This is a genomic window from Clostridia bacterium (assembly GCA_035561135.1).
Taxonomy (GTDB): domain Bacteria; phylum Acidobacteriota; class Terriglobia; order Terriglobales; family Acidobacteriaceae; genus DATMYA01.
In genome coordinates this window covers 30931-50252 of the sequence record DATMYA010000008.1, presented here as the reverse complement: position 1 = coordinate 50252, position 19322 = coordinate 30931, and the positions used below count along the sequence as shown (strand labels likewise).

The following is a 19322-nucleotide window of genomic DNA, read 5'->3' as shown; positions in this document are numbered from 1 at the left end:
GACGTCGTCTCTTTTGTATTGCGGAACTCTGTTTTCCATGCGATACCTTTTGGCCGCGTACATTTCTGAAATCAGGCCCAGCCGTAACTTTGTCTTTATCTGTAACGGATAGTGAGGGGGATAGGCTGAATGAGAAACAAGCTCATTGTTGTTTGTCTGATGTTCATTCTTTGCGTTGCGGGAGCGCAGGCTCAGCTAACGACCGCAATGCTGTCAGGAACTGTGAAAGATGCATCGGGTGCGGTGGTTGTGGGTGCTGCTGTTACGGCTACCAACATCGGAACCAACCTGGTTCGGACCGCTAAGACTAACGATCGTGGAGAATATCGGATCGAGTTTCTACCGATCGGTTCTTACAACATCGAAGTGGCAGCTCAGGGTTTTAGCAAATATGTGCAGAAGGGGATGGTTCTCGAGATTAATCAGAGCGGGCGCTTTGATGCCATACTCAAACCCGGCGCAGTGGAAGAACTTGTCGAGGTAGCGGGCGCGGCGCCGCTGGTGAATACGAATAACGCCGAAATCGGCCAAACCATTCAGAACGTCGAAATCCAATCTTTGCCTCTAGTCAATCGAAACGTATACAAGTTGTTGGACATCACCCCCGGCGTGCAGTCGAACGTCAACGAGATTGCGCTTGGCTTCCCTGTGCAGAAGACGCTCATTAATGGCGGCTCTGATGGCAACTACACCGGCACGGTGAACTACTTCCTGGATGGCGGAACCAATATGACTGGGCTGCGCAATACGGGCAACCCGCTGCCGAACCCGGATGCAATCCAGGAGTTCCGCGTTCAAACGAATGCATACAGCGCAGAATACGGCCGCTTTGCAAACGGCGTCGTGAACGTGGTCACGAAGTCCGGCACGAACGAGTTTCACGGATCAGCGTTCGAATTCTGGCGCAACGACAAGCTGAACGCCAAGCCGTGGGGTTCTCAGCAGGGCAGCGGCCCGCTGCATCGGAACCAATTCGGTTTCACATTAGGCGGCCCGATCAAGAAAAATAAGACCTTCTTCTTCGGTTCTTATGCCGGGCTTCGTCAAGTAACGTCAAGCTTTATGAACTCTGCAATCGTCCCCACAGAACTCGAGAGAGCGGGCGACTTCTCGAAGACTCTCTCGAAGGGAAAGCCTGTGTATATTGCCGATCCCGTGCGTCTTGCTGCGGGGCTGAAGTGCGGCAATGTTGTCAACGGCGTCGTCAACACAGCTGGTTGTTTCCCTGGCAACGTAATTCCCCAGAATCGAATGGATCCGGCGGCGCTCAAGATTCTGAATACTTTCATCCCGCAGCCAAACGCTATAACGAGCACAAACAACTATCAAGGGTTCCACGTGAACCCATACAACAGCGACGATTACCTGATCAAGATTGACCATCAGTTGACGGCGAAACACCAACTGTCGGGCTCTTTCTTTACCAATGCGGGAGACAATTCCGTCAATGGCGGCAGTTCAAATGTGCCGTGGTCAGAGCAGCAATATAAGTGGCGTCAGACCAACGTCAATGTAAGCGACACGTACATCATCAACTCCAGCATGGTGAACCAGACATGGCTGGTGTACTCGCGAATGATGGGCGGCCGCCTGAACGTCTGCGCAGGAATTGAAGGCGCGTGCGCGTCGAGCGACATGTCGCTTCGCGATTTCGGCTCTACATTCTTGCCTCAGGGCACGCCTTCGTTGCCGCAAATAACCGTGAACGGGTACTTCACTCTGGGCTCTGCAATTGCCGGACCGGTCGCGGGATCAAATATGTACTCTCTCCGGGACGTGTTCAGCCTCAATCATGGCCGGCACAATATGCGGTTCGGCGGCGAGGTATCGCTGGAGAAAGATGACCAAGCAACGCTTCTGAACAACTACGGCCAATTTACGTTTGATACTTCGCTTACAACGAACGGCTTTGCCAACTTCCTGCTTGGAATTCCCTCCAGGATCACGCAGGATTCCCCGGTTGAACCGTCCACGAGCACCTATAACATCGCCACTTTCTTCCAGGACGATTTCCGCGTTCTGCCCAACTTGACCCTGAACTTAGGATTGCGCTGGGACATCCAGACGCCCCCGACGGACACGATGGACCGAATGTCCACGTTTATCCCTGGACAAAAGTCCGTTGTTAATCCGAACGCTCCGGTGGGCCTGGTCTTCCCTGGTGATGAGGGAGTGTCGCGCGGCATAGTTCCTGTCCGTTGGGGACACATCTCACCGCGATTTGGTTTTGCTTACGATCCCTGGAATGACGGCAAAACGTCGATCCGCGGTGGTGCAGGCCTTTTCTGGGGCAGCATCTCGGGCAACGAATGGAACCAGACTTCAAATTTCCAGCCGTTTTCGACTCGCTTGACATTCACCAATACGGGCACCATTAACGGCGCCACTCTCAGCGATCCTTATCGGAACTACACGGGTGGCGCTCCGTTTCCCTACAACGGCCAGTTCACCAACGGTGGCTCTACCTTGGGCATAGCACCGGGCTTCGATTGGCCATACACGTATCAGTTGAATTTGTCGGTGCAGCGGCAGCTCACAAGCACGACTTCGACTTCTGTGGCGTACGTCGGCTCAATGAGTCACAACCTGCCGTTCAGCTATGATCTGAACTATCCTGTGCTGGATCAAACTTCGCAGAAGTCCGGCACGAGTGTTCAGAATCGGCGACCGAATCAGGCCTTTGGGTCTATCTCGCAAACGATGTCAAACCAGACATCGTCCTACAATTCGCTGCAGGTTACCGGCAATAAGCGCATGTCGCACAACGTCAACGTCACCACTTCGTATGTGTGGAGCAAGACACTGTGCAGTGCACAATTGCAGGGCGGCAGCACAGGCGTGGCGCAGAACCTAGGCAAACTGTGGGAGGACAGAGGCCCATGCGATTCTGATGTCCGTCACGCTTTCAACCTGGCGATCGTATTCCAACCGGATTACTACCACGGTGACAGCAAAGTGCTGGGTCACATCCTAAACGGATGGCAGATCTCGCCGATTTTCCGTGTTCGCAGCGGCTCCCCGTTCTCGGTTTTGAACGGTCTTGACGCAAACATGGACGGCTACGGGAACGACCGCGCACAGCTCATCGGCGATCCATTCTTGTCGGATCGATCGAAAGACCAATGGTTCAACACGGCCGCCTTCGTGCAAAACGTGCCTGTAGAGGCTGTGAAGGATCCCAGCAACCCCACCAAGCTCATAAACGGGGCGCCAGTGGATGGCAACTCACCGCGTAATTTCCTGTATGGTCCTGGAGCAAAATACCTGGACTTGGCGCTTTCCAGAACCTTCAAGTTCACGGAGCGCTACAAGTTGGAGTTCCGTGGCGAGGCAACAAACGCACTTAACATAGTTAACCTGAACGATCCTAGCGCGAATATGTCGAACCTAAACACGTTCGGGAAAATTTCAGGCGCGCGCTCGATGCGCGAAATCCAACTTGGACTTCGCTTGTTGTTCTAAGTCTGCCTCCTCGACTGCAGATGGCTGGACTTTCCAGCCATCTGCTTTTCCTTATGAGGATGGTTTCGCTTGAACTTAACCGTTCACAACCTTCTCCGCACGTTCCCGGCGGTATAGGTGAGAGTACATCTTTGGCAATCCAATGCTGCCGGATTCGGAATCTAGCATGGTGCCCTTTAGTTCATCTGATGGCGCCCAGACTCAGCGCGAAAATCGTCGACTGAGAAGTGTGGTTTAGAGGGCCTCTATGAGAAGAAATCGTAGGCTTTTATACAAGGCGGTACTGGCACTAATTTTTATTGGGCTCGGCCTCTCCGTGGCGCAGACAGCCGATGCTAGGCGATCCGCAAGCGGTGGAGCAAAGCCCAATACGCTGTCCCCGAAAGAGAAGAAAGAAGGCTGGAAGTTATTGTTCGATGGCAAGACGACGAAGGGATGGCGAGGAGCCTATCTCGATTCATTTCCGGCAAAGGCTTGGGATGTGCGGGACGGCATGATGATCGTGCAGTCGTTCGGTGGCGGGGAGGCGGCGCAAGGCGGCGATATCGTAACCGTTGACGAATATAGCAATTTCGATTTGATGGTGGACTTCAAGCTGACGGATGGCGCCAACAGCGGCATAAAGTATTTCGTAACTGAGCAACTGCCGCGAACTCCTGGTTCCGCCATAGGGCTGGAATACCAGGTTCTTGATGACGCGAAGCACCCGGACGCAAAGCTGGGCAAAGACGGCAATCGCACACTTGCATCCCTTTACGACCTTATTCCGGCAGCGACCAAAATGCCAAATCCGATTGGCGAGTGGAACCACGCCCGCATCGTCGTACAAGGAAGTCATGTTGAGCATTGGCTGAACGGAGTGAAGGTGGTTGAGTACGAACGTGGGGGCAAGGACTTTCTAGAGCGTAAGGCCATGAGCAAGTTCAAAGACCGTACGGGATTCGGGGAAGCAACGCAGGGGCACATTTTGTTGCAGGAGCACGGAAGCGAGGTGTTCTACCGGAATGTGAAAATCCGTATGCTTCCATCATCACCAAAGACAGGAGAAATAAGTAAATGAATGAAGCTTCGAGACGTGTTTTCTTGAAGACCATTGGCGTTGCTGCTGCGGCGGGCTCAATTCCATTCTCGCCGGAGATAGTGCAGAAGGCGTTTGCTAAGGAATCGTCTGGCTCGAAGACGAAGAAGGCGGCGCGACTATTTGATCTTGGAATGGCCTCGTACACCTTCCGTCAGTTCACGCTCGATCAGGTGATCGACATGACCAAGCGGCTTGGGATGAAGAAAATTACGTTGAAGGATATGCACCTGCCGCTAAAGAGCTCAGACGCGGAGCTTGTCGCCGCTATCGAAAAGATGAAGCAGGCGGGGTTGGAGCCGGAATCCTGTGGCGTGGTGTACATGCGGTCAGAAGACGAAGTCCGTCAGGCGTTTGCATATGCAAAGAAGGCAGGGATGAAGATGATAGTCGGCGGCCCAGACAAGGCAATGCTGCCCTTGTGTGAACGCGTGGTAAAGGAAACCGACATCATCCTGGCCATTCATAATCACGGCCCCACAGACAAAAACTATCCCAGTCCTGAGGACGCCTATAAAGCCGTCGCGAACATGGACAAGCGCATGGGCGTGTGCATTGACGTTTCGCACACTCAGCGCATCGGTTTGGATCCTACCGATCAGCTCACAAAATGCTTCGATCGCGTATTCGACATTCATATTAAAGATGTTTCCGCAGCGCAGGCGAGCGGCACCACTGTGGAGATTGGGCGAGGCGTCATCGACATTCCAAAGCTTCTTAAGCAAGTGATAAAGCTGAACTACTCCCACACGTTGCATTTTGAATTCGAGAAGGATGCGAAAGATCCACTACCCGGATTGGCCGAGTCGGTGGGATACGTGCGCGGCGTACTGGCGTCGCTATAACAGAGGAGAATCGATGGTATCCCGGCGTGAATTTCTGAATTCTCTGGCAGTTGGTGCCGCGGGGTTGGCGCTGGCGCCCACGGCGAAGAGCTATGAACGCATACTCGGCGCAAACGACCGCGTCAATTTCGCAATCATTGGGTTGAATGGCCGAGGCTACGCACACCTTTCGGCGTTGAAAGCCAATAAGGATGTGGCAAACCTGGTTTACGCATGTGATGTCGACAGCAAAATTCTTGAAAAATTCGTTGCTCGCGCACAGAACGAATTCGGCAATGCTCCGGCGGCCGAAAGAGACTTTCGCAAAGTGCTGGAGTCGAAGGATGTTGACGTAATTACGGTCGCTACCCCCGAACACTGGCAGGCGCCGATGGCGATCAAGGGACTACAGGCTGGTAAGCATGTATACGTCGAAAAGCCTAGCAGTCACAACCCGCGTGAAGGCGAGATGCTGGTCGAGGCGCAGCGCAGGTACGGCAAGCTCGTTCAGTTGGGCAGCCAGCAGCGCTCCTCCGAGCACACCATCAAAATCATCAAGCGGATTCACGAGGGGCTTATCGGTCGGCCTTACTTTGCCAAGGCTTGGTACTGCAACACCCGCAAGCCAATCGGAACGGGCAAAGCAGTTCCTGTTCCGCAGAACCTTGATTGGGACCTTTGGCAGGGACCAGCACCGCGAAGACAGTACAAGGACAACCTTCACCCGTATAACTGGCACTGGTTGTGGCACTACGGTACGGGTGAAAGTCTGAACAACGGATCACATGAGGTTGATCTCTGCCGTTGGGCACTCGGAGTCCGCTATCCCAAGCGCGTAACCGCTTCCGGCGGCCGATACCACTTTAAGGACGATTGGGAGTTCTACGACACGCTCGTAACAAATTTCGAATACGACGACAAGATGATCACGTGGGAAGGCATGAGCTGCCAAGGCAAGGAGTACTACGGCCGTGGTCGCGGCGTCACCATCCACGGAACCGAGGGAACTGTTCTTATCGATCGGACCAGTTATGAAGTATTCAGCCTCGATGACAAGAAAATCGAAGAATTTCACACGAACGAAAAGACCACGACTCGCGATCTTCGCGGACAGGATGGGATGACGAACGATCATTTCCGAAACCTGATCGACGGAGTTCGAGCAGGCGAACAGCTGCATGCGCCGATCCAAACAGGGAACGTCTCCGTGACGATGCTGCACCTTTCGAACATCGCATGGAAGCTGAACCGGGTGTTACACCTCGATTCAAAGAACGCGCATATCCAGAATGATCCAGAGGCGATGCGGTCCTGGAGCAGGGAATACCAGAAGGGTTGGGAGGTACACGTTTAGTCCGGCCAGTGTCGCGCAGCTGGTCTCTTGCCGACTGCTGCCGTCAATTTGCCGCGTAAATTGCGCGCCAAGTGACTTGGACGTATCACCCGAAGCAGTAGTGGAAACTCTGTCCGGATTGCGGCGGCGTTTGGCGACGATGTTAAGTCATCGTCCTCTTTGTCAGGCTAACTAAGATCTTGCGGTTTGTGCCCGAGTTCAGCCGAGAGCGCCCTAGCCACGTCGATCACAGCTTTTGCGATGTTGGGTAGCTTGTCCTTGGTGATTCTAAACGAAGGCCCTGAAACACTGATGGCCGCAACTGGACGCCCTGAGTAGCCAACCACCGCAGCGCCGACGCAGCGCACGCCTTCTTCTTTCTCCTCATCGTCCATTGCGTAATGGCGTAAACGGATTAGTTTAAGTTCAGCTCTGAGGTCGGCAGGGGTAACGATTGTCTTCCGGGTCACTTGCTTCAAGCCTGATTGCCGGACAATTTCGTCCACCTCGACTTCCGGCAGTAACGCCAACATCGCCTTGCCCATGGCGGTGCAGTATGCAGGCGCGCGATAGCCTACGCTCGACGCCATGCGTAAGCCTCGTTGAGGTTCCATCTTTTCGATGTACAGCACTTCGCCGTGGTCGAGAACGCTGCAATGTACGGTCTCATTGATTTCGTAAACGATGCGGGTCAAGTGAGGACGGCACCGTTCGCGAAGATCAATGTTGTCGATTGCCTTGGATCCAAGTTCGAACAATCTCATCCCTAGCCGATAACGAGCCGTCTGGGGATGCTTATCTACAAGCCGGTGTCGCTCCAAAACCATGACAAGCCGGTGCACAGTGCTCTTGTGCAATTGTAGCTTCTCGGATAATTCCGCCAAGCTGAGGCCGACCTTTTGGTCGCTGAGGACGTTGAGGATTGCGAGTGCGCGATCGAGAACTTGCACTCGGTATGGACTCTCGATGTGTGTCTCAGAATGTGGCACGGCGTATCGTTACATAGAGAACGGTAACGCTGTCAAGCGGAAACTCACAACGACGACCTAGGCACATTCGTCTCGGATCCGTTGTTCCAGTACATCCGAAACTCCGCGAGACGATCCAAGAACATCATCGCGATGGAGCCCGTTGAATGTCGGTGAATGTTAGCCACGGTGCTTGGGCGCGTAGCGCTGGTCGCGACTGGCGTAGCGCCTGGATCGAATCTTGGGGCGGGTGCTTTCGAGGGAGCAACCACCTTTCCGTCCACAGTGTCGGCCTCCATCAACTCAACGCGCGTGCCATCCGGATCGAAGAGGTTCGCCTGGCGCTTCCCGTTAACTCCTGTTCGGATTTCGATCGGGCGAGTGTAGCCCTTTCGAGCCGGACGAGCATTTAAGTCTGCAACCGCATTCTGAATGTCGGGGACTATCAGACAAAGATGGTTCTTTCCGCCCAACTGTTCGCTCGTCAGCGGTCTGGAATAGAGCATGAGCTCGAAAAATTCTTTTCCATCCGGAACTTGCATGTGGACCCAGCTCAGCACTTGCGGGGAGGGACTTCCGCGCCACACTTCGCGAAAATCAAGGACATCGCCATAGAACTTGAGGGAGACATTCAGGTCACGGACTGTGAAGCCTAAATGGGGCATGTGGGTCGAGATCCGTGTCGGCGGAATATGCTTGCCGGTTTCGCGCCGGGTCCAGCTAGCGGGCTCGTACTGGACGATTTCTAGCGTGTGGCCGTCCGGGTCCACAATGTTGAAATTCGAATTCCCGATTCGTCCTTTTCCAACCTTCTCCGGGACGTTAATGCCTTTGGAATCCAGATAGAGCCGCATCTGTTCAGCGGAATCGGTGAGGATGGAAACGTGGTTGAGTTGGCCATCCTGTTTCGGAGGGTCCGCGAACAGCTCAATGTATTGATCTTCGTTGATCTTGATGACAGCGATGCGATCGGTTCCGTCATCGCGCTTGATTGCGTAGGGCTCTTCGTATCCGAGAAAGTCTTTGTAAAACGCACGCGCCTTCTGCAAGTCGCTAACGTAAATCGCAATATGCGCCACGCCAATGATCTTAGGGCGATTAACTTGGTTGTCGGCAGCGTACGCGCCGATAGCGAAACTTGCTATAAGACTGGCGATGAGTAATAGAGCTGTCCGTTTCACGATAGTCACAGCCTTTCCAAAATAGACTACATGTCGCCAGGTATAGTCAGTCCTTTGTAGTAGGAAAAACCCGAGACTCCGTGCTGTGATCTCTCCGCCGTCAGACTTCGAAAAGCGATGAGACGGGAGCGAGCTCTTCCGGCGACGAAGAGTTCACCGGGCACTTCCGCTTAGGCTTTGGAAAGTCACGGCAAAACAACAATGAACTTACATGAAAGCGATATGAGTATAGTTTGCTGAATTGTTGTTGGGTATACAAAATGGCGCGCCATACCACGATGCGAGATATGTAACCGTTTCGCACGTGTCAGGTTCCCACGTTGAAAGGTGGCGTGGTCCAGTTGATCAGTTTGTTGCGAAATAGCCCCAGTAACGCCCGCTCCGATATCCAAGACACAGCTTTAGGTCGACGCGGCGCGGCGGTGTTTCGTCGACATAGGTTTTGAGGTGTGATCTGCCTTGTAGAGGTATCGCCCTCCCGATAATGCTGCAAAAGACTGGCACACGGCGAGAAACGCACGCCCGGCGTGGGAAGGAACACCTCCCAATCTAGACACAATCCTCATCTTGCGTACAAAGCTTAGCTCCCGTACCGGAACCTCAATCAGTTCACCACGTTTAAGCTCCGCATCCACCGAGATGCGCGGAAGTAGCGCCACGCCATTCCCCATAGCCACGAACTGCGTTATCGACTCCAGCGTTGGCAGCTCAAGGTTCATGTGCAGTGTCGTCTTGTGACTCTTGAACGCTTCGATTACTTTCACTCTGTACGGCGAAAAGACGTTGTGTGCAACAAACGATTCTGCACCCAGATCGCGAATACCTACCTTTTTCGCAGTTGCGAGCGGATGCTGTGGGTAGACGACGAAGACGAGTTCATCGCGGTAAAACACAGTCGAAGCAAGTGCGGGATCGTCCGGCCGGAATGAAACTATTCCGAATTCCACGTTGTGATTAATGACTTGGTTGGGGATCTGGCTAGCCAGCGACCGCTGCACCTGGATTTTGATGGTCGGGTGCAAGCGATGGAACTCGTCCAAAATGGGGAGCAGGCACAGCGCCGTAAACTCGTTCGCCCCGATGACCAGCTTTCCGTGATGGAGCTGCCGGAGTTCCACCAGGGCATCACTGGCTTCCGTACGCAGATTCAGCAGTTTCTCTGCGTATTTGATCAGTAACCTGCCCGCGTCTGTCAGGCTTCCGTCGCGCGAAGAACGGTCGAATAGGAGTTCGCCAAGCTCCTCTTCCAGCCGGCTGATGGTCTGGCTGATAGCGGATTGCGTCCGGTGCAGGCGTTGAGCGGCACGCGAAAAGCTCTTCTCCTCTGATACCGCAAGAAACGTTTCAAGCTGATACAAATCCATGTATCACTCCACGGCAATTTGGATATAAGGTGCGGTTATTAAATCACATATACTAATTATAGGTGAAGTATTATTAGTTTGACTTATGAGGCCGACCGGCCGACATTCGTAAGATGAGTAATGTTCCTCAACAGTCCGACCGGTTGCTGATCTTCGATACTTCGCTACGTGATGGTGAACAAGCTCCAGGCTGCAGCATGAACACCCCCGAGAAGCTGCGCCTTGCGCACAAGCTGGAAGAACTCGGCGTCGATGTTATCGAGGCGGGGTTCCCGATCGCTTCCTCCGGCGATTTCGACGCGGTGCAACGGATCGCGAATGCAATACGCGGAGCACGTGTAGCGGCACTGGCGAGATGCGTTCAGCAGGACATTCAAACCGCGTGGGAGGCTATTCGTGCAGCCGCTCGTCCCCGGATTCACACATTTCTCGCTACCTCGGATATTCACTTGAGTTTCAAGTTAAAGATGACGCGTGGCGATGCCTTGCGACAGGCAGGCGAGTGCGTGGCTTACGCCCGGTCGCTGTGTGAAGATGTCGAATTCTCTCCCGAAGACGCGACGCGCTCAGATGTGAACTTCCTCTGCGAGGTCCTGCAGACAGTTGTGGACGCAGGTGCCACGACGCTGAACATTCCCGACACTGTTGGATACACGACGCCAGTGGAGTACGGGAACCTGATCGGCACAATCCGGGAGCGCCTGAAGCGAGCCGACGACGTCGTTATTTCGGCCCACTGCCACAATGATCTCGGCCTTGCAGTGGCTAACTCGCTTGCAGCGGTTGCTGCAGGAGCACGGCAGGTGGAGTGTACGATCAACGGGATCGGCGAGCGCGCAGGCAACGCGGCTCTCGAAGAACTGGCGATGGCGCTTTATGTCCGGCCAGATTTGCATTCAGTCGTGACCGGCATTTGTCACGAGAAGCTGTACAGCGCGAGCCAGCTGTTATCTGAAACCGTCGGCTTTGCGGTGCAACCCAATAAGGCAATCGTGGGTAGAAACGCTTTCGCCCACGAGGCCGGTATCCATCAGCACGGAGTTCTCAAGAACCCGCTGTGCTACGAAATCATGACGCCTGAATCAGTGGGCATGGCTCCGGCGCGTATCGTTCTCGGCAAACACTCCGGACGTCATGCGCTGCTCTTCAAGTACAAGGAGCTGGGGTTTGAACTCGAGGGTGAAGAACTGAATCAGGTCTATCGAAGGTTTACGCAGTTGTCCGATCGCAAGAAGAAGATTTACGATCAAGACCTTATCTCTCTCTTGTTGACGCAGCGGGCGCCAGTCACGGCAATACAACCTTCCACAAGGATTCAGTCATGAACTTCCGTATCACGGTCCTCCCCGGCGATGGCATCGGACCTGAGGTTACGCGGCAGGCAGTAAACATTCTTAGCACAATCGCCGATGCGGGCGGTTATACGTTCACATTTGTCGAGCGACCAATCGGCGGCGGCGCTGTGCTGGAGTGCGGCAGTCCGCTGCCGCAGCAGACGCTTGACAGTTGCCTGGAAAGCGACGCGGTGTTGCTTGGCGCCGTGGGCGGGCCGGCATTCGACTCGTTCGAGGCGCACCTTCGTCCAGAGACAGGGCTGCTGAACCTGCGCCGCGCGCTCGGATGCTTTGCAAATCTGCGCCCCGCAATCGCGTACGAATCGGTGTCTGACTGCTCTCCTCTGCGCTCAGAGGTGCGAAGGGGGGCGGACATTCTTGTGGTTCGCGAACTGCTTGGGGGGCTTTATTTCGGTGAGCCCCGAGGACACGACCCGGAACGTAAGCTTGCATTCAACACCATGAGCTACACCGAGGGCGAAATCGAACGTGTTGCCATTGTCGCGTTTGAGAAGGCTCGCGAGCGCCGCCGGAAAGTAATCTCGGTTGACAAGGCCAATGTCCTCGAAACCTCCCGGCTCTGGCGTTCCGTCGTGACGCGGGTGGCAGAAGACTACCCGGATGTGACACTTGAACACGCGCTAGTGGATTCCTTCGCGATGCAACTCGTGACGACTCCCGCCCGTTTCGACGTGATCATCACTGAGAATCTCTTTGGAGACATCCTTTCCGATGAAGCGGCGGTCATTACTGGGTCCTTGGGCCTGTTGCCTTCTGCCAGCATCGGCGGGGCGGTCGATCTTTACGAGCCGATTCACGGCTCCGCCCCTGACATAGCTGGCAAACACATCGCCAATCCGATAGGAGCGATCGCCTCTGCTGCCATGTTGCTTCGTTACAGCGCGAAACTGTCGACCGAAGCCGATGCAATCGAGTTCTCGATAGTGGACACGCTCGACGCTGGCTACCGTTCGGCTGACCTGATCGTGGATCCAGTGGCGAAGAAACTGGCGAGTTCCACGGAAGAGATTGGTGCGCAAGTGAAAATGCGGGTGGCTGACCGGCTCAGCAGCAATCACGCCTCTCATGCGGTGTAGGAGATATGTCCAGACCTCAGACCCTATTCGACAAAGTTTGGTCATCGCACATCGTTCGCGAGGCCAATGGCGAACCGGCACTTATTTATATCGACCTGCACCTTGTTCACGAGGTCACTTCGCCGCAGGCATTTCAGGGACTGCGGCTGAATGGAAGAAGTGTTCGCCGCCCGGACAGAACCATTTCGACGGTTGACCACAATGTCCCCACGACCGCCGCCGAAAGACTGAACATCCAGGATCCGATTGCGTTGCAGCAGATTGAAACCCTCAGGCAGAACTGCCGTGAGAGCGGGATTCAGCTCTTCGATGTTGGCGACCAGCGTCAGGGAATTGTCCATGTGATCGGTCCCGAGCAGGGATATACCCAGCCCGGCATGACTATCGTTTGCGGAGACAGCCACACCAGCACACATGGAGCATTCGGCGCCCTCGCTTTCGGCATCGGGACATCCGAGGTTGAGCACGTCCTCGCTACGCAATGCCTCCCCCAGCAACGTCCGCGCACGATGCAGATCCGCGTGCGCGGCGAGATGGCGGCTGGCACTACGGCGAAGGATCTTGCGCTTGCCATAATCCATCAGATCGGGACCGATGGAGCCACCGGTTACGTCATCGAGTACCGGGGGGATGCCGTCAGGCGATTGTCGATGGAAGGTCGAATGACGCTCTGCAACATGAGCATCGAAAGCGGAGCACGCGCTGGAATGGTTGCTCCGGACGACATCACGTTCGCGTATCTGAAGAATAGGCCGAGTGCTCCATCCACCGCGGAGTGGGACCGCACTGTCGAGTATTGGCGGACGCTCGTCAGCGACGAAGGCGCTCATTTCGATCACACCGTTGAATTCGATTGCGACAAGCTCGAACCATTCATCACTTGGGGAACATCGCCGGGAATGTCTTCTCCGGTAAGTGGTGTAGTCCCCGGAATCACGGACGCAATGGATCACGCCGAGCGGAACGCAACAATCAGCGCACTTGAGTACATGGGTTTGCAGCCAGGTTGCTCGATCAGCAGTATTCCCGTGGATTGCGTCTTTATTGGGTCCTGCACGAACGGCCGCCTTGAAGACCTTCGTGAAGCGGCGCGAGTGCTACATGGCTACAAGATCAACCGGCGTGTTCGCGCAATCGTCGTACCCGGATCGGGCATTGTGAAGATGCAGGCTGAAAACGAAGGCCTGCATAAGATTTTCATCGAGGCCGGAGCAGAGTGGCGCGAACCAGGATGTTCGATGTGTCTTGGCATGAATCCTGACACGCTGGCCCCGGGCGAACGCTGTGCATCCACCAGCAATCGAAATTTCGAGGGGCGGCAAGGTCGGGGCGGCCGCACCCATCTGGTCAGCCCAGCGATGGCGGCCGCTGCAGCAGTAGCAGGTCATTTCGTTGACGTGCGCGACTGGCCATTGCAAGGCGTGAGTCTATGAAACCATTGAGAAAGCACAAGGGCGTGGTCGTCCCTCTTGACCGAACCAACGTCGATACCGATCAGATAATTCCGAAGCAGTTCCTGAAGCGCATTGAACGCACCGGCTACGGAAACTTCCTGTTCTACAACTGGCGCTTTCAGGGCGACGGTTCGGCAGAGAGGAACTTCGTGCTGAATCTCGATTCTTACACGCAAGGTACGATCCTGCTGGCCAGGCGCAACTTCGGATGCGGTTCTTCGCGCGAGCACGCGGCGTGGGCGCTGCTCGACTACGGTTTCCGGGTGGTGATCGCACCCTCCTTTGCAGACATCTTCCATTCCAATGCGTCCAAGAACGGACTGCTTACGGTGACGCTCAGCGATTCCGAAGTCGACAGACTGTTTGCGGCGTGCGCAGCAAACGGATATCAGCTCACTGTAGATCTTGAAAACCTCGAGGTAACAGATGACAGCGGAATGCGGACGCCCTTCTGGATTGACCCGTTCCGGCAACGGTGCCTACTGGAAGGATTGGATGACATTGACCTGACTCTTGCTCATGAAGCTGACATCACAGCTTATGAACACAATCGGCGCCGCTACTGAGCTAACGCACCGTCCACCATTAGCGACCTCATACAATCGCTCGCTCCTGGGGGGAGCGCAACGCCTCGGTGTGTGTGTGCACACACACACCGAGTAGAGCGCTTTCAGCGTAGTCCCAATTTCTTCAGAAACATCATCGCCGGACACCAGTTTGAGATTCCTGATTGGAATAGGTTCAAGCCGACGAAGGCTGTGAACAGGAACCACCACGGGTTGACCCAGTAGCCCAATGCCAGTGAAAGCAGCACGAATGCTCCGGCCATCAGGCGCAGAGCGCGTTCGACTGTCATGCGTGTACCTCCGTAGAATTTTGTTCTGGTGCGCACTCCAGGACCGAATCCGGCGGAGTTCTCCGCCGTTGTGACATGTAGTACAAGACCGGCACGGCCATGCGTGAAAGCAGCGTGGATGCCACCTCGCCCGCCATGAGTGAAAGCGCGAGTCCCTGAAAGATCGGATCGAAAAGAATGACGCTGGCGCCGACGACGACCGCAGCCGCCGTCAGCAGCATTGGGCGGAAACGCACTGCCCCTGCATCGATGACTGCCTGCTCCAGCGGCATGCCCTCCGAACGGCGAAGCTCAATGAAGTCCACCAGGATAATGGAATTCCGTACGATGATGCCGGCCCCTGCAATGAAGCCAATCATCGAGGTTGCGGTGAAGAAAGCGCCAAGGGCGGCGTGCGCGGGCAGAATGCCGACGAGCGTCAGCGGGATCGGCGCCATGATGACCAGCGGCGTGATGAACGAACGGAACCAGCCAACGACGAGGACATAGATCAGCACGAGCACAGCGGCGAAGGCAATTCCGAGATCGCGGAACACTTCGTAGGTGATGTGCCATTCGCCGTCCCACTTCATCGCCACGCGATCGTGTTCATCGGGAAGCGTCGCCGTGTATCGCTTTATGGTGTAGCCGCCCGGAAACTTCAGCTCGTCGATCGCCCTGTTCATTTTCATGATGGCGTAGACAGGGCTCTCTTCCGCGCCCGAAATGTCTCCGGTCACGTAGACCACTGGCCGCAGGTTTTTCCGATACAGGCTCGTGTCGATCGTGGTTTGGTGAGTGTTCGTTACCTCGGCCAGAGAAACCTGCGCGCCCGTAGCGGTGGGGAGGCGGAGCGCCGCAAGCGCATCGACTCCGGAACGTACCGGCCTTGCGAGCTGCACGCGAATCGGTACGTCTTCCCGTGAGTCCGTCGTGTGCAGCAGCCCTGCCGTGCTACCGCCAAGCCCTATTTGGACCGTGCGGGTGACGTCGGCGGCAGAGACGCCGTGCAGCGCGGCTTTGTCGAGATCCACCACCATGTCGTACTTTGCCTGCGGATCTTCGACGTACCAATCAACATCGACGACGCCTGGAGTCTGCTGAAATATCCCCTTGATCTGCTTTGCGACTTCTATCTGCTGCCGGTAGTCAGGTCCATAGACTTCAGCGACGAGCGTCTGCAGGACTGGCGGTCCGGGTGGTACCTCTGCGACCTTGATCTTCGCTCCAAACTGATTGCCGATCTCGACCAACTTGGGCCGCAGCCGCTTTGCAATATCATGACTCTGTTCCTTGCGTTCGTGACGATCGAGCAGGTTGACCTGGATGTCGGCCACATTCGCACCGCTGCGCAGGAAGTAGTGCCGCACGAGTCCATTGAAATTATGCGGGCCGGCAGTTCCCGAGTGGATTTGGTAATTGGAAACTTCGGGCTCAAGCGACAGCGCACGTCCGAGTTCCTGCGCGACACGCGTCGTCTGTTCGAGCGTGGTGCCGTTCGGCATGTCGATGATGACCTGGAACTCGCTTTTGTTGTCGAACGGAAGCATTTTGACGCGGACGAGTTTGAACGCGACCAGCGAACACGCGAGCAACAGGAGTACGACTACCACGCCGAGAAATTGCCAGCGCCGGGCGGAGTTGCTGATCAGCGGCGTCATGACACGGCGATAGAGTCGCGTGGTCCATCCTTCTTTCTCGTGTTCCTCTCCTGGGCGGTCGGCATAGTGCCTGAGCAGACGAAGTGCGGCCCAGGGCGAAACCACGAACGCGACCAGGAGCGAGAAGATCATGGCAGCCGATGCACCAACAGGAATCGGACGCATGTAGGGGCCCATGAGCCCGCGGACAAGCGCCATCGGCATAATCGCGGCGATTACCGCAAAGGTCGCGAGAATGGTCGGGTTGCCGACCTCATCGACCGCTTCGATCGCAACCTGCGTGAGCGAGCGCCCGCCGTTCTTTGGCAGCCGGAAATGGCGCACGATGTTCTCGACCACGACAATTGCATCGTCCACAAGAATGCCGATCGAGAAGATAAGCGCGAAAAGAGTGACGCGGTTCAGCGTGTATCCAAAGAAATAGAAGATGGCAAGCGTGAGCGCGAGCGTGACCGGGATTGCAACGAGCACGACGCCTGACTCGCGCCATCCCAGGGCGAGCGCGATCAGCAACGCCACCGAGAACGTTGCAATCAGCAAATGCTGAAGCAACTCGTCGGACTTCTCTTTCGCCGTCTGGCCGTAGTTGCGCGTTACCGTGACGTTCACGTCAGAAGGCAGAAGATTGTGCTTCATGTCTTCGACACGGCGAAGCACGCTTTGGGCGATCACGGTGGCGTTGGTGCTCTTGCGCTTGGCGACCGTGATCGTGACGGCAGGGAAGTCGCCTTTCTGGGCGTTCGATCCTGCGCCTGCAGCATTGGCAAAAGAGACGTAGCTATTCGGCTCCTCGGGACCGTCCACGATTTCCTGGACGACATCGCGAAGGTAGATAGGCCTGCCGCCGTTCACTCCAACGACGATCTGCCGTAGGTCGTTTGCGGAGCTGAGGAACCGGCCCGCCTCCACCTGGAATTCGCGATTATCCGATGCGAAGCTCCCGGCCTGTGCTCGCATGTTTGCGCGCTCAAGTTGGATGGCGACAGCAGCGGGGGTCATGCCATAGGCGGCGAGCCGCTGAGAATCGAGCACGACGCGGACCTGACGCCGCTGTCCGCCGATGATGTGCGTCTCGGAGACATCATCTACCTGCTTGATCGCACTCTCGACCTCGGCGGCGATACGTCGCAATTCGTACCCATCGTGTCCTTTACCCCAAAGGGTGAGCGCCAGGATCGGGACGTCGTCGATCGAACGCGGCTTTATGAGCGGATGCGAAACACCGGGTGGAATGCGGTCGAAGTTCGAATAGAGCTTGTTATACGTCTTGACGATCGCATCTTCTTCCTTTGTGCCCACCTCGAAGCGAACGACGAGCATCGATGCTTCGGGATGCGAGATTGTGTAGATGTATTCGACTCCGGGTATCTCGCGCAGAAGGCGTTCCATGGGCACGCTAACGCGCTCCTGCACTTCAGCGGCACTCGCGCCTGGCATCTGCACCAATACGTCGAGCATGGGCACGACGATCTGCGGCTCTTCTTCGCGCGGAGTCCGCAAGGTGGCGAATGCGCCAAGCAGGAGGGAAGCGACGATCACCAGCGGCGTTAGCTTTGAGTCGATGAAGCTGCGGGCGAGTTTGCCAGCGGCACGAAGGGTCGGAGAATTGGACATCACCGCACCTCTATCTTCTTGCCGTTCAGTTCGTCAGAGCCGGGCTTGGCGACGATACGCTCTCCGCTCTGGAGGCCGGACAGCACTTCGACGCCGTTGGCGTCGGCACGGCCGAGCGATACGTAACGCAGGCTGGCCACCTGGTCGGCGCCGACGACGTACACCGCCTGCATCGTTCCGCGCTGCACGACGGCCGTTTGTGGCGCTGCCAGCGATTCGCGATTACCCAGCGGGAAACGCGCGCGGCCGAAGAGCCCGGAGCGAATACGCTGGTCACGCGGAAGCTCTATCTTGATGAGGAATGTGTGGCTGGCAGGATCGACAGCGGGAAGGATCTGCACGACTTTGCCCGCAAGGCTGTCTTCCCCAACTGCGTCGAGAATCACTGGAACTGTTTGCCCCAGGCGAACGGTACTCACTGCGCGCTCGTCGACGTTGGCTTCAAGCCGGAATCGGCTTGAATCCTCAACGACGAAAATCGGCGTGCCGGGGCTGGCAAGGTTGCCGGTTTCGGTGAGCTTCGCGGTGACCACGCCATCGAACGGCGCGCGAATCTGCGTAAAGCCCTGCATCGTCCGAGCCTGTGCCACCGCGGCGTCGGCCTGCGTGCGTCCCGCAAGAGCGGCTTCGCGACGCGCTTTCGCGGCCTCGTAGCGCGTCTTGATCTCATCAAACTCGTGTGGGCTGACCGATTTGCTTTCGTAGAGACCCTGGTAACGTTTCAGGGTCGATGCTGCCAACGTCAGCTCGGCCTCGGCGACGGCAATATCTTGCTGAGTCGATCCCAGCGCCGCACTGGCGCGATTGAGCCCGGCGCGCGTTTGCGAGTCGTCGATGACCGCGAGCACCTGGCCTCGACGCACGCGGTCACCCTCACGGGCATTCACCCGCACAACAACGCCCGTCGCCTGGCTTGCGAGCTGTGCAGTCTGCACGGAGCGAACAGTGCCGACGGCGTCATAGTAAGCAAGCAAGCTTGCTCGCTGTACGGTGATTGTTTGCACTCCCCGAACGGTTTCCGGTGCGGCACTGACCGCAGTCTTTTCATGGCTGCAACCTGCGAATGTCAAAGCAAGCGGGAGTAGCGCAATTGAAAGAACAGTTGTCTTCATAACTT

Annotated in this window: 14 protein-coding genes; 8 read left to right on the top strand and 6 right to left on the bottom strand. The window is 56.1% G+C overall.

What is annotated here, in order from left to right:
- The first annotated feature begins 129 nt into the window (after positions 1–129).
- The 4 genes from VN622_00510 to VN622_00495 all read left to right on the top strand — a co-directional run bounded on the left by VN622_00510 (position 130) and on the right by VN622_00495 (position 6718).
- The gene (locus VN622_00510) at positions 130–3462 is read left to right on the top strand and encodes a carboxypeptidase regulatory-like domain-containing protein (protein HWR34334.1); all 3333 of its coding nucleotides are present in this window, start codon (positions 130–132) and stop codon (positions 3460–3462) included.
- Positions 3463–3709: 247 nt separating this feature from the next.
- A complete protein-coding gene (locus tag VN622_00505) occupies positions 3710–4522 on the top strand; it encodes a DUF1080 domain-containing protein (protein ID HWR34333.1) in 813 nt (270 codons plus the stop codon).
- On the top strand, positions 4519–5385 hold the full coding sequence (locus VN622_00500) for a sugar phosphate isomerase/epimerase (GenBank protein ID HWR34332.1): 867 nt from the start codon (positions 4519–4521) through the stop codon (positions 5383–5385). Before VN622_00505 ends, VN622_00500 begins: the two co-directional genes overlap by 4 nt.
- Before the next feature lie 13 nt (positions 5386–5398).
- Positions 5399–6718, top strand: a complete 1320-nt coding sequence (locus tag VN622_00495; protein ID HWR34331.1) for a Gfo/Idh/MocA family oxidoreductase — start codon at positions 5399–5401, stop codon at positions 6716–6718.
- A 167-nt stretch (positions 6719–6885) separates the two neighbouring features.
- Here the strand turns inward: VN622_00495 and VN622_00490 are convergent, their stop codons facing one another.
- The 3 genes from VN622_00490 to VN622_00480 all read right to left on the bottom strand — a co-directional run bounded on the left by VN622_00490 (position 6886) and on the right by VN622_00480 (position 10210).
- Positions 6886–7647, bottom strand: a complete 762-nt coding sequence (locus VN622_00490; GenBank protein HWR34330.1) for an IclR family transcriptional regulator — start codon at positions 7645–7647, stop codon at positions 6886–6888.
- Between the two features lie 83 nt (positions 7648–7730).
- Positions 7731–8855 carry a VOC family protein gene (locus tag VN622_00485; protein ID HWR34329.1) on the bottom strand — a complete coding sequence of 375 codons (1125 nt, stop codon included), beginning with the start codon at positions 8853–8855 and terminating at the stop codon, positions 7731–7733.
- 392 nt (positions 8856–9247) lie between these two features.
- Positions 9248–10210 (bottom strand): LysR family transcriptional regulator, encoded by a 963-nt coding sequence (locus VN622_00480; GenBank protein HWR34328.1) that lies wholly within the window; start codon positions 10208–10210, stop codon positions 9248–9250.
- Between the two features lie 113 nt (positions 10211–10323).
- On the opposite strand from VN622_00480, the gene VN622_00475 reads away from it, so the two are divergent.
- Genes VN622_00475 through leuD form a run of 4 tightly spaced genes read left to right on the top strand, consistent with a single transcriptional unit; the run spans position 10324 to position 14661 of the window.
- Positions 10324–11535, top strand: a complete 1212-nt coding sequence (locus VN622_00475) for a 2-isopropylmalate synthase (protein ID HWR34327.1) — start codon at positions 10324–10326, stop codon at positions 11533–11535.
- The gene (gene leuB, locus VN622_00470; protein ID HWR34326.1) at positions 11532–12641 is read left to right on the top strand and encodes a 3-isopropylmalate dehydrogenase; all 1110 of its coding nucleotides are present in this window, start codon (positions 11532–11534) and stop codon (positions 12639–12641) included. Before VN622_00475 ends, leuB begins: the two co-directional genes overlap by 4 nt.
- Positions 12642–12646: 5 nt before the next feature.
- The gene (gene leuC / locus VN622_00465) at positions 12647–14074 is read left to right on the top strand and encodes a 3-isopropylmalate dehydratase large subunit (GenBank protein ID HWR34325.1); all 1428 of its coding nucleotides are present in this window, start codon (positions 12647–12649) and stop codon (positions 14072–14074) included.
- Positions 14071–14661, top strand: a complete 591-nt coding sequence (gene leuD, locus VN622_00460; protein ID HWR34324.1) for a 3-isopropylmalate dehydratase small subunit — start codon at positions 14071–14073, stop codon at positions 14659–14661. The genes leuC and leuD overlap by 4 nt, the downstream gene beginning before the upstream one ends.
- 104 nt (positions 14662–14765) lie before the next feature.
- On the opposite strand, the gene VN622_00455 is transcribed toward leuD, so the two are convergent.
- From VN622_00455 to VN622_00445, 3 genes are read right to left on the bottom strand one after another with little or no spacing between them, the layout of a single operon-like run.
- Positions 14766–14951 (bottom strand): DUF2892 domain-containing protein, encoded by a 186-nt coding sequence (locus tag VN622_00455; GenBank protein ID HWR34323.1) that lies wholly within the window; start codon positions 14949–14951, stop codon positions 14766–14768.
- A complete protein-coding gene (locus VN622_00450) occupies positions 14948–18205 on the bottom strand; it encodes an efflux RND transporter permease subunit (GenBank protein ID HWR34322.1) in 3258 nt (1085 codons plus the stop codon). The genes VN622_00455 and VN622_00450 overlap by 4 nt, the downstream gene beginning before the upstream one ends.
- Complete coding sequence (locus tag VN622_00445) at positions 18205–19317, bottom strand: efflux RND transporter periplasmic adaptor subunit (GenBank protein HWR34321.1); 1113 nt, start codon at positions 19315–19317, stop codon at positions 18205–18207. The genes VN622_00450 and VN622_00445 overlap by 1 nt, the downstream gene beginning before the upstream one ends.
- Positions 19318–19322 lie beyond the last annotated feature (5 nt).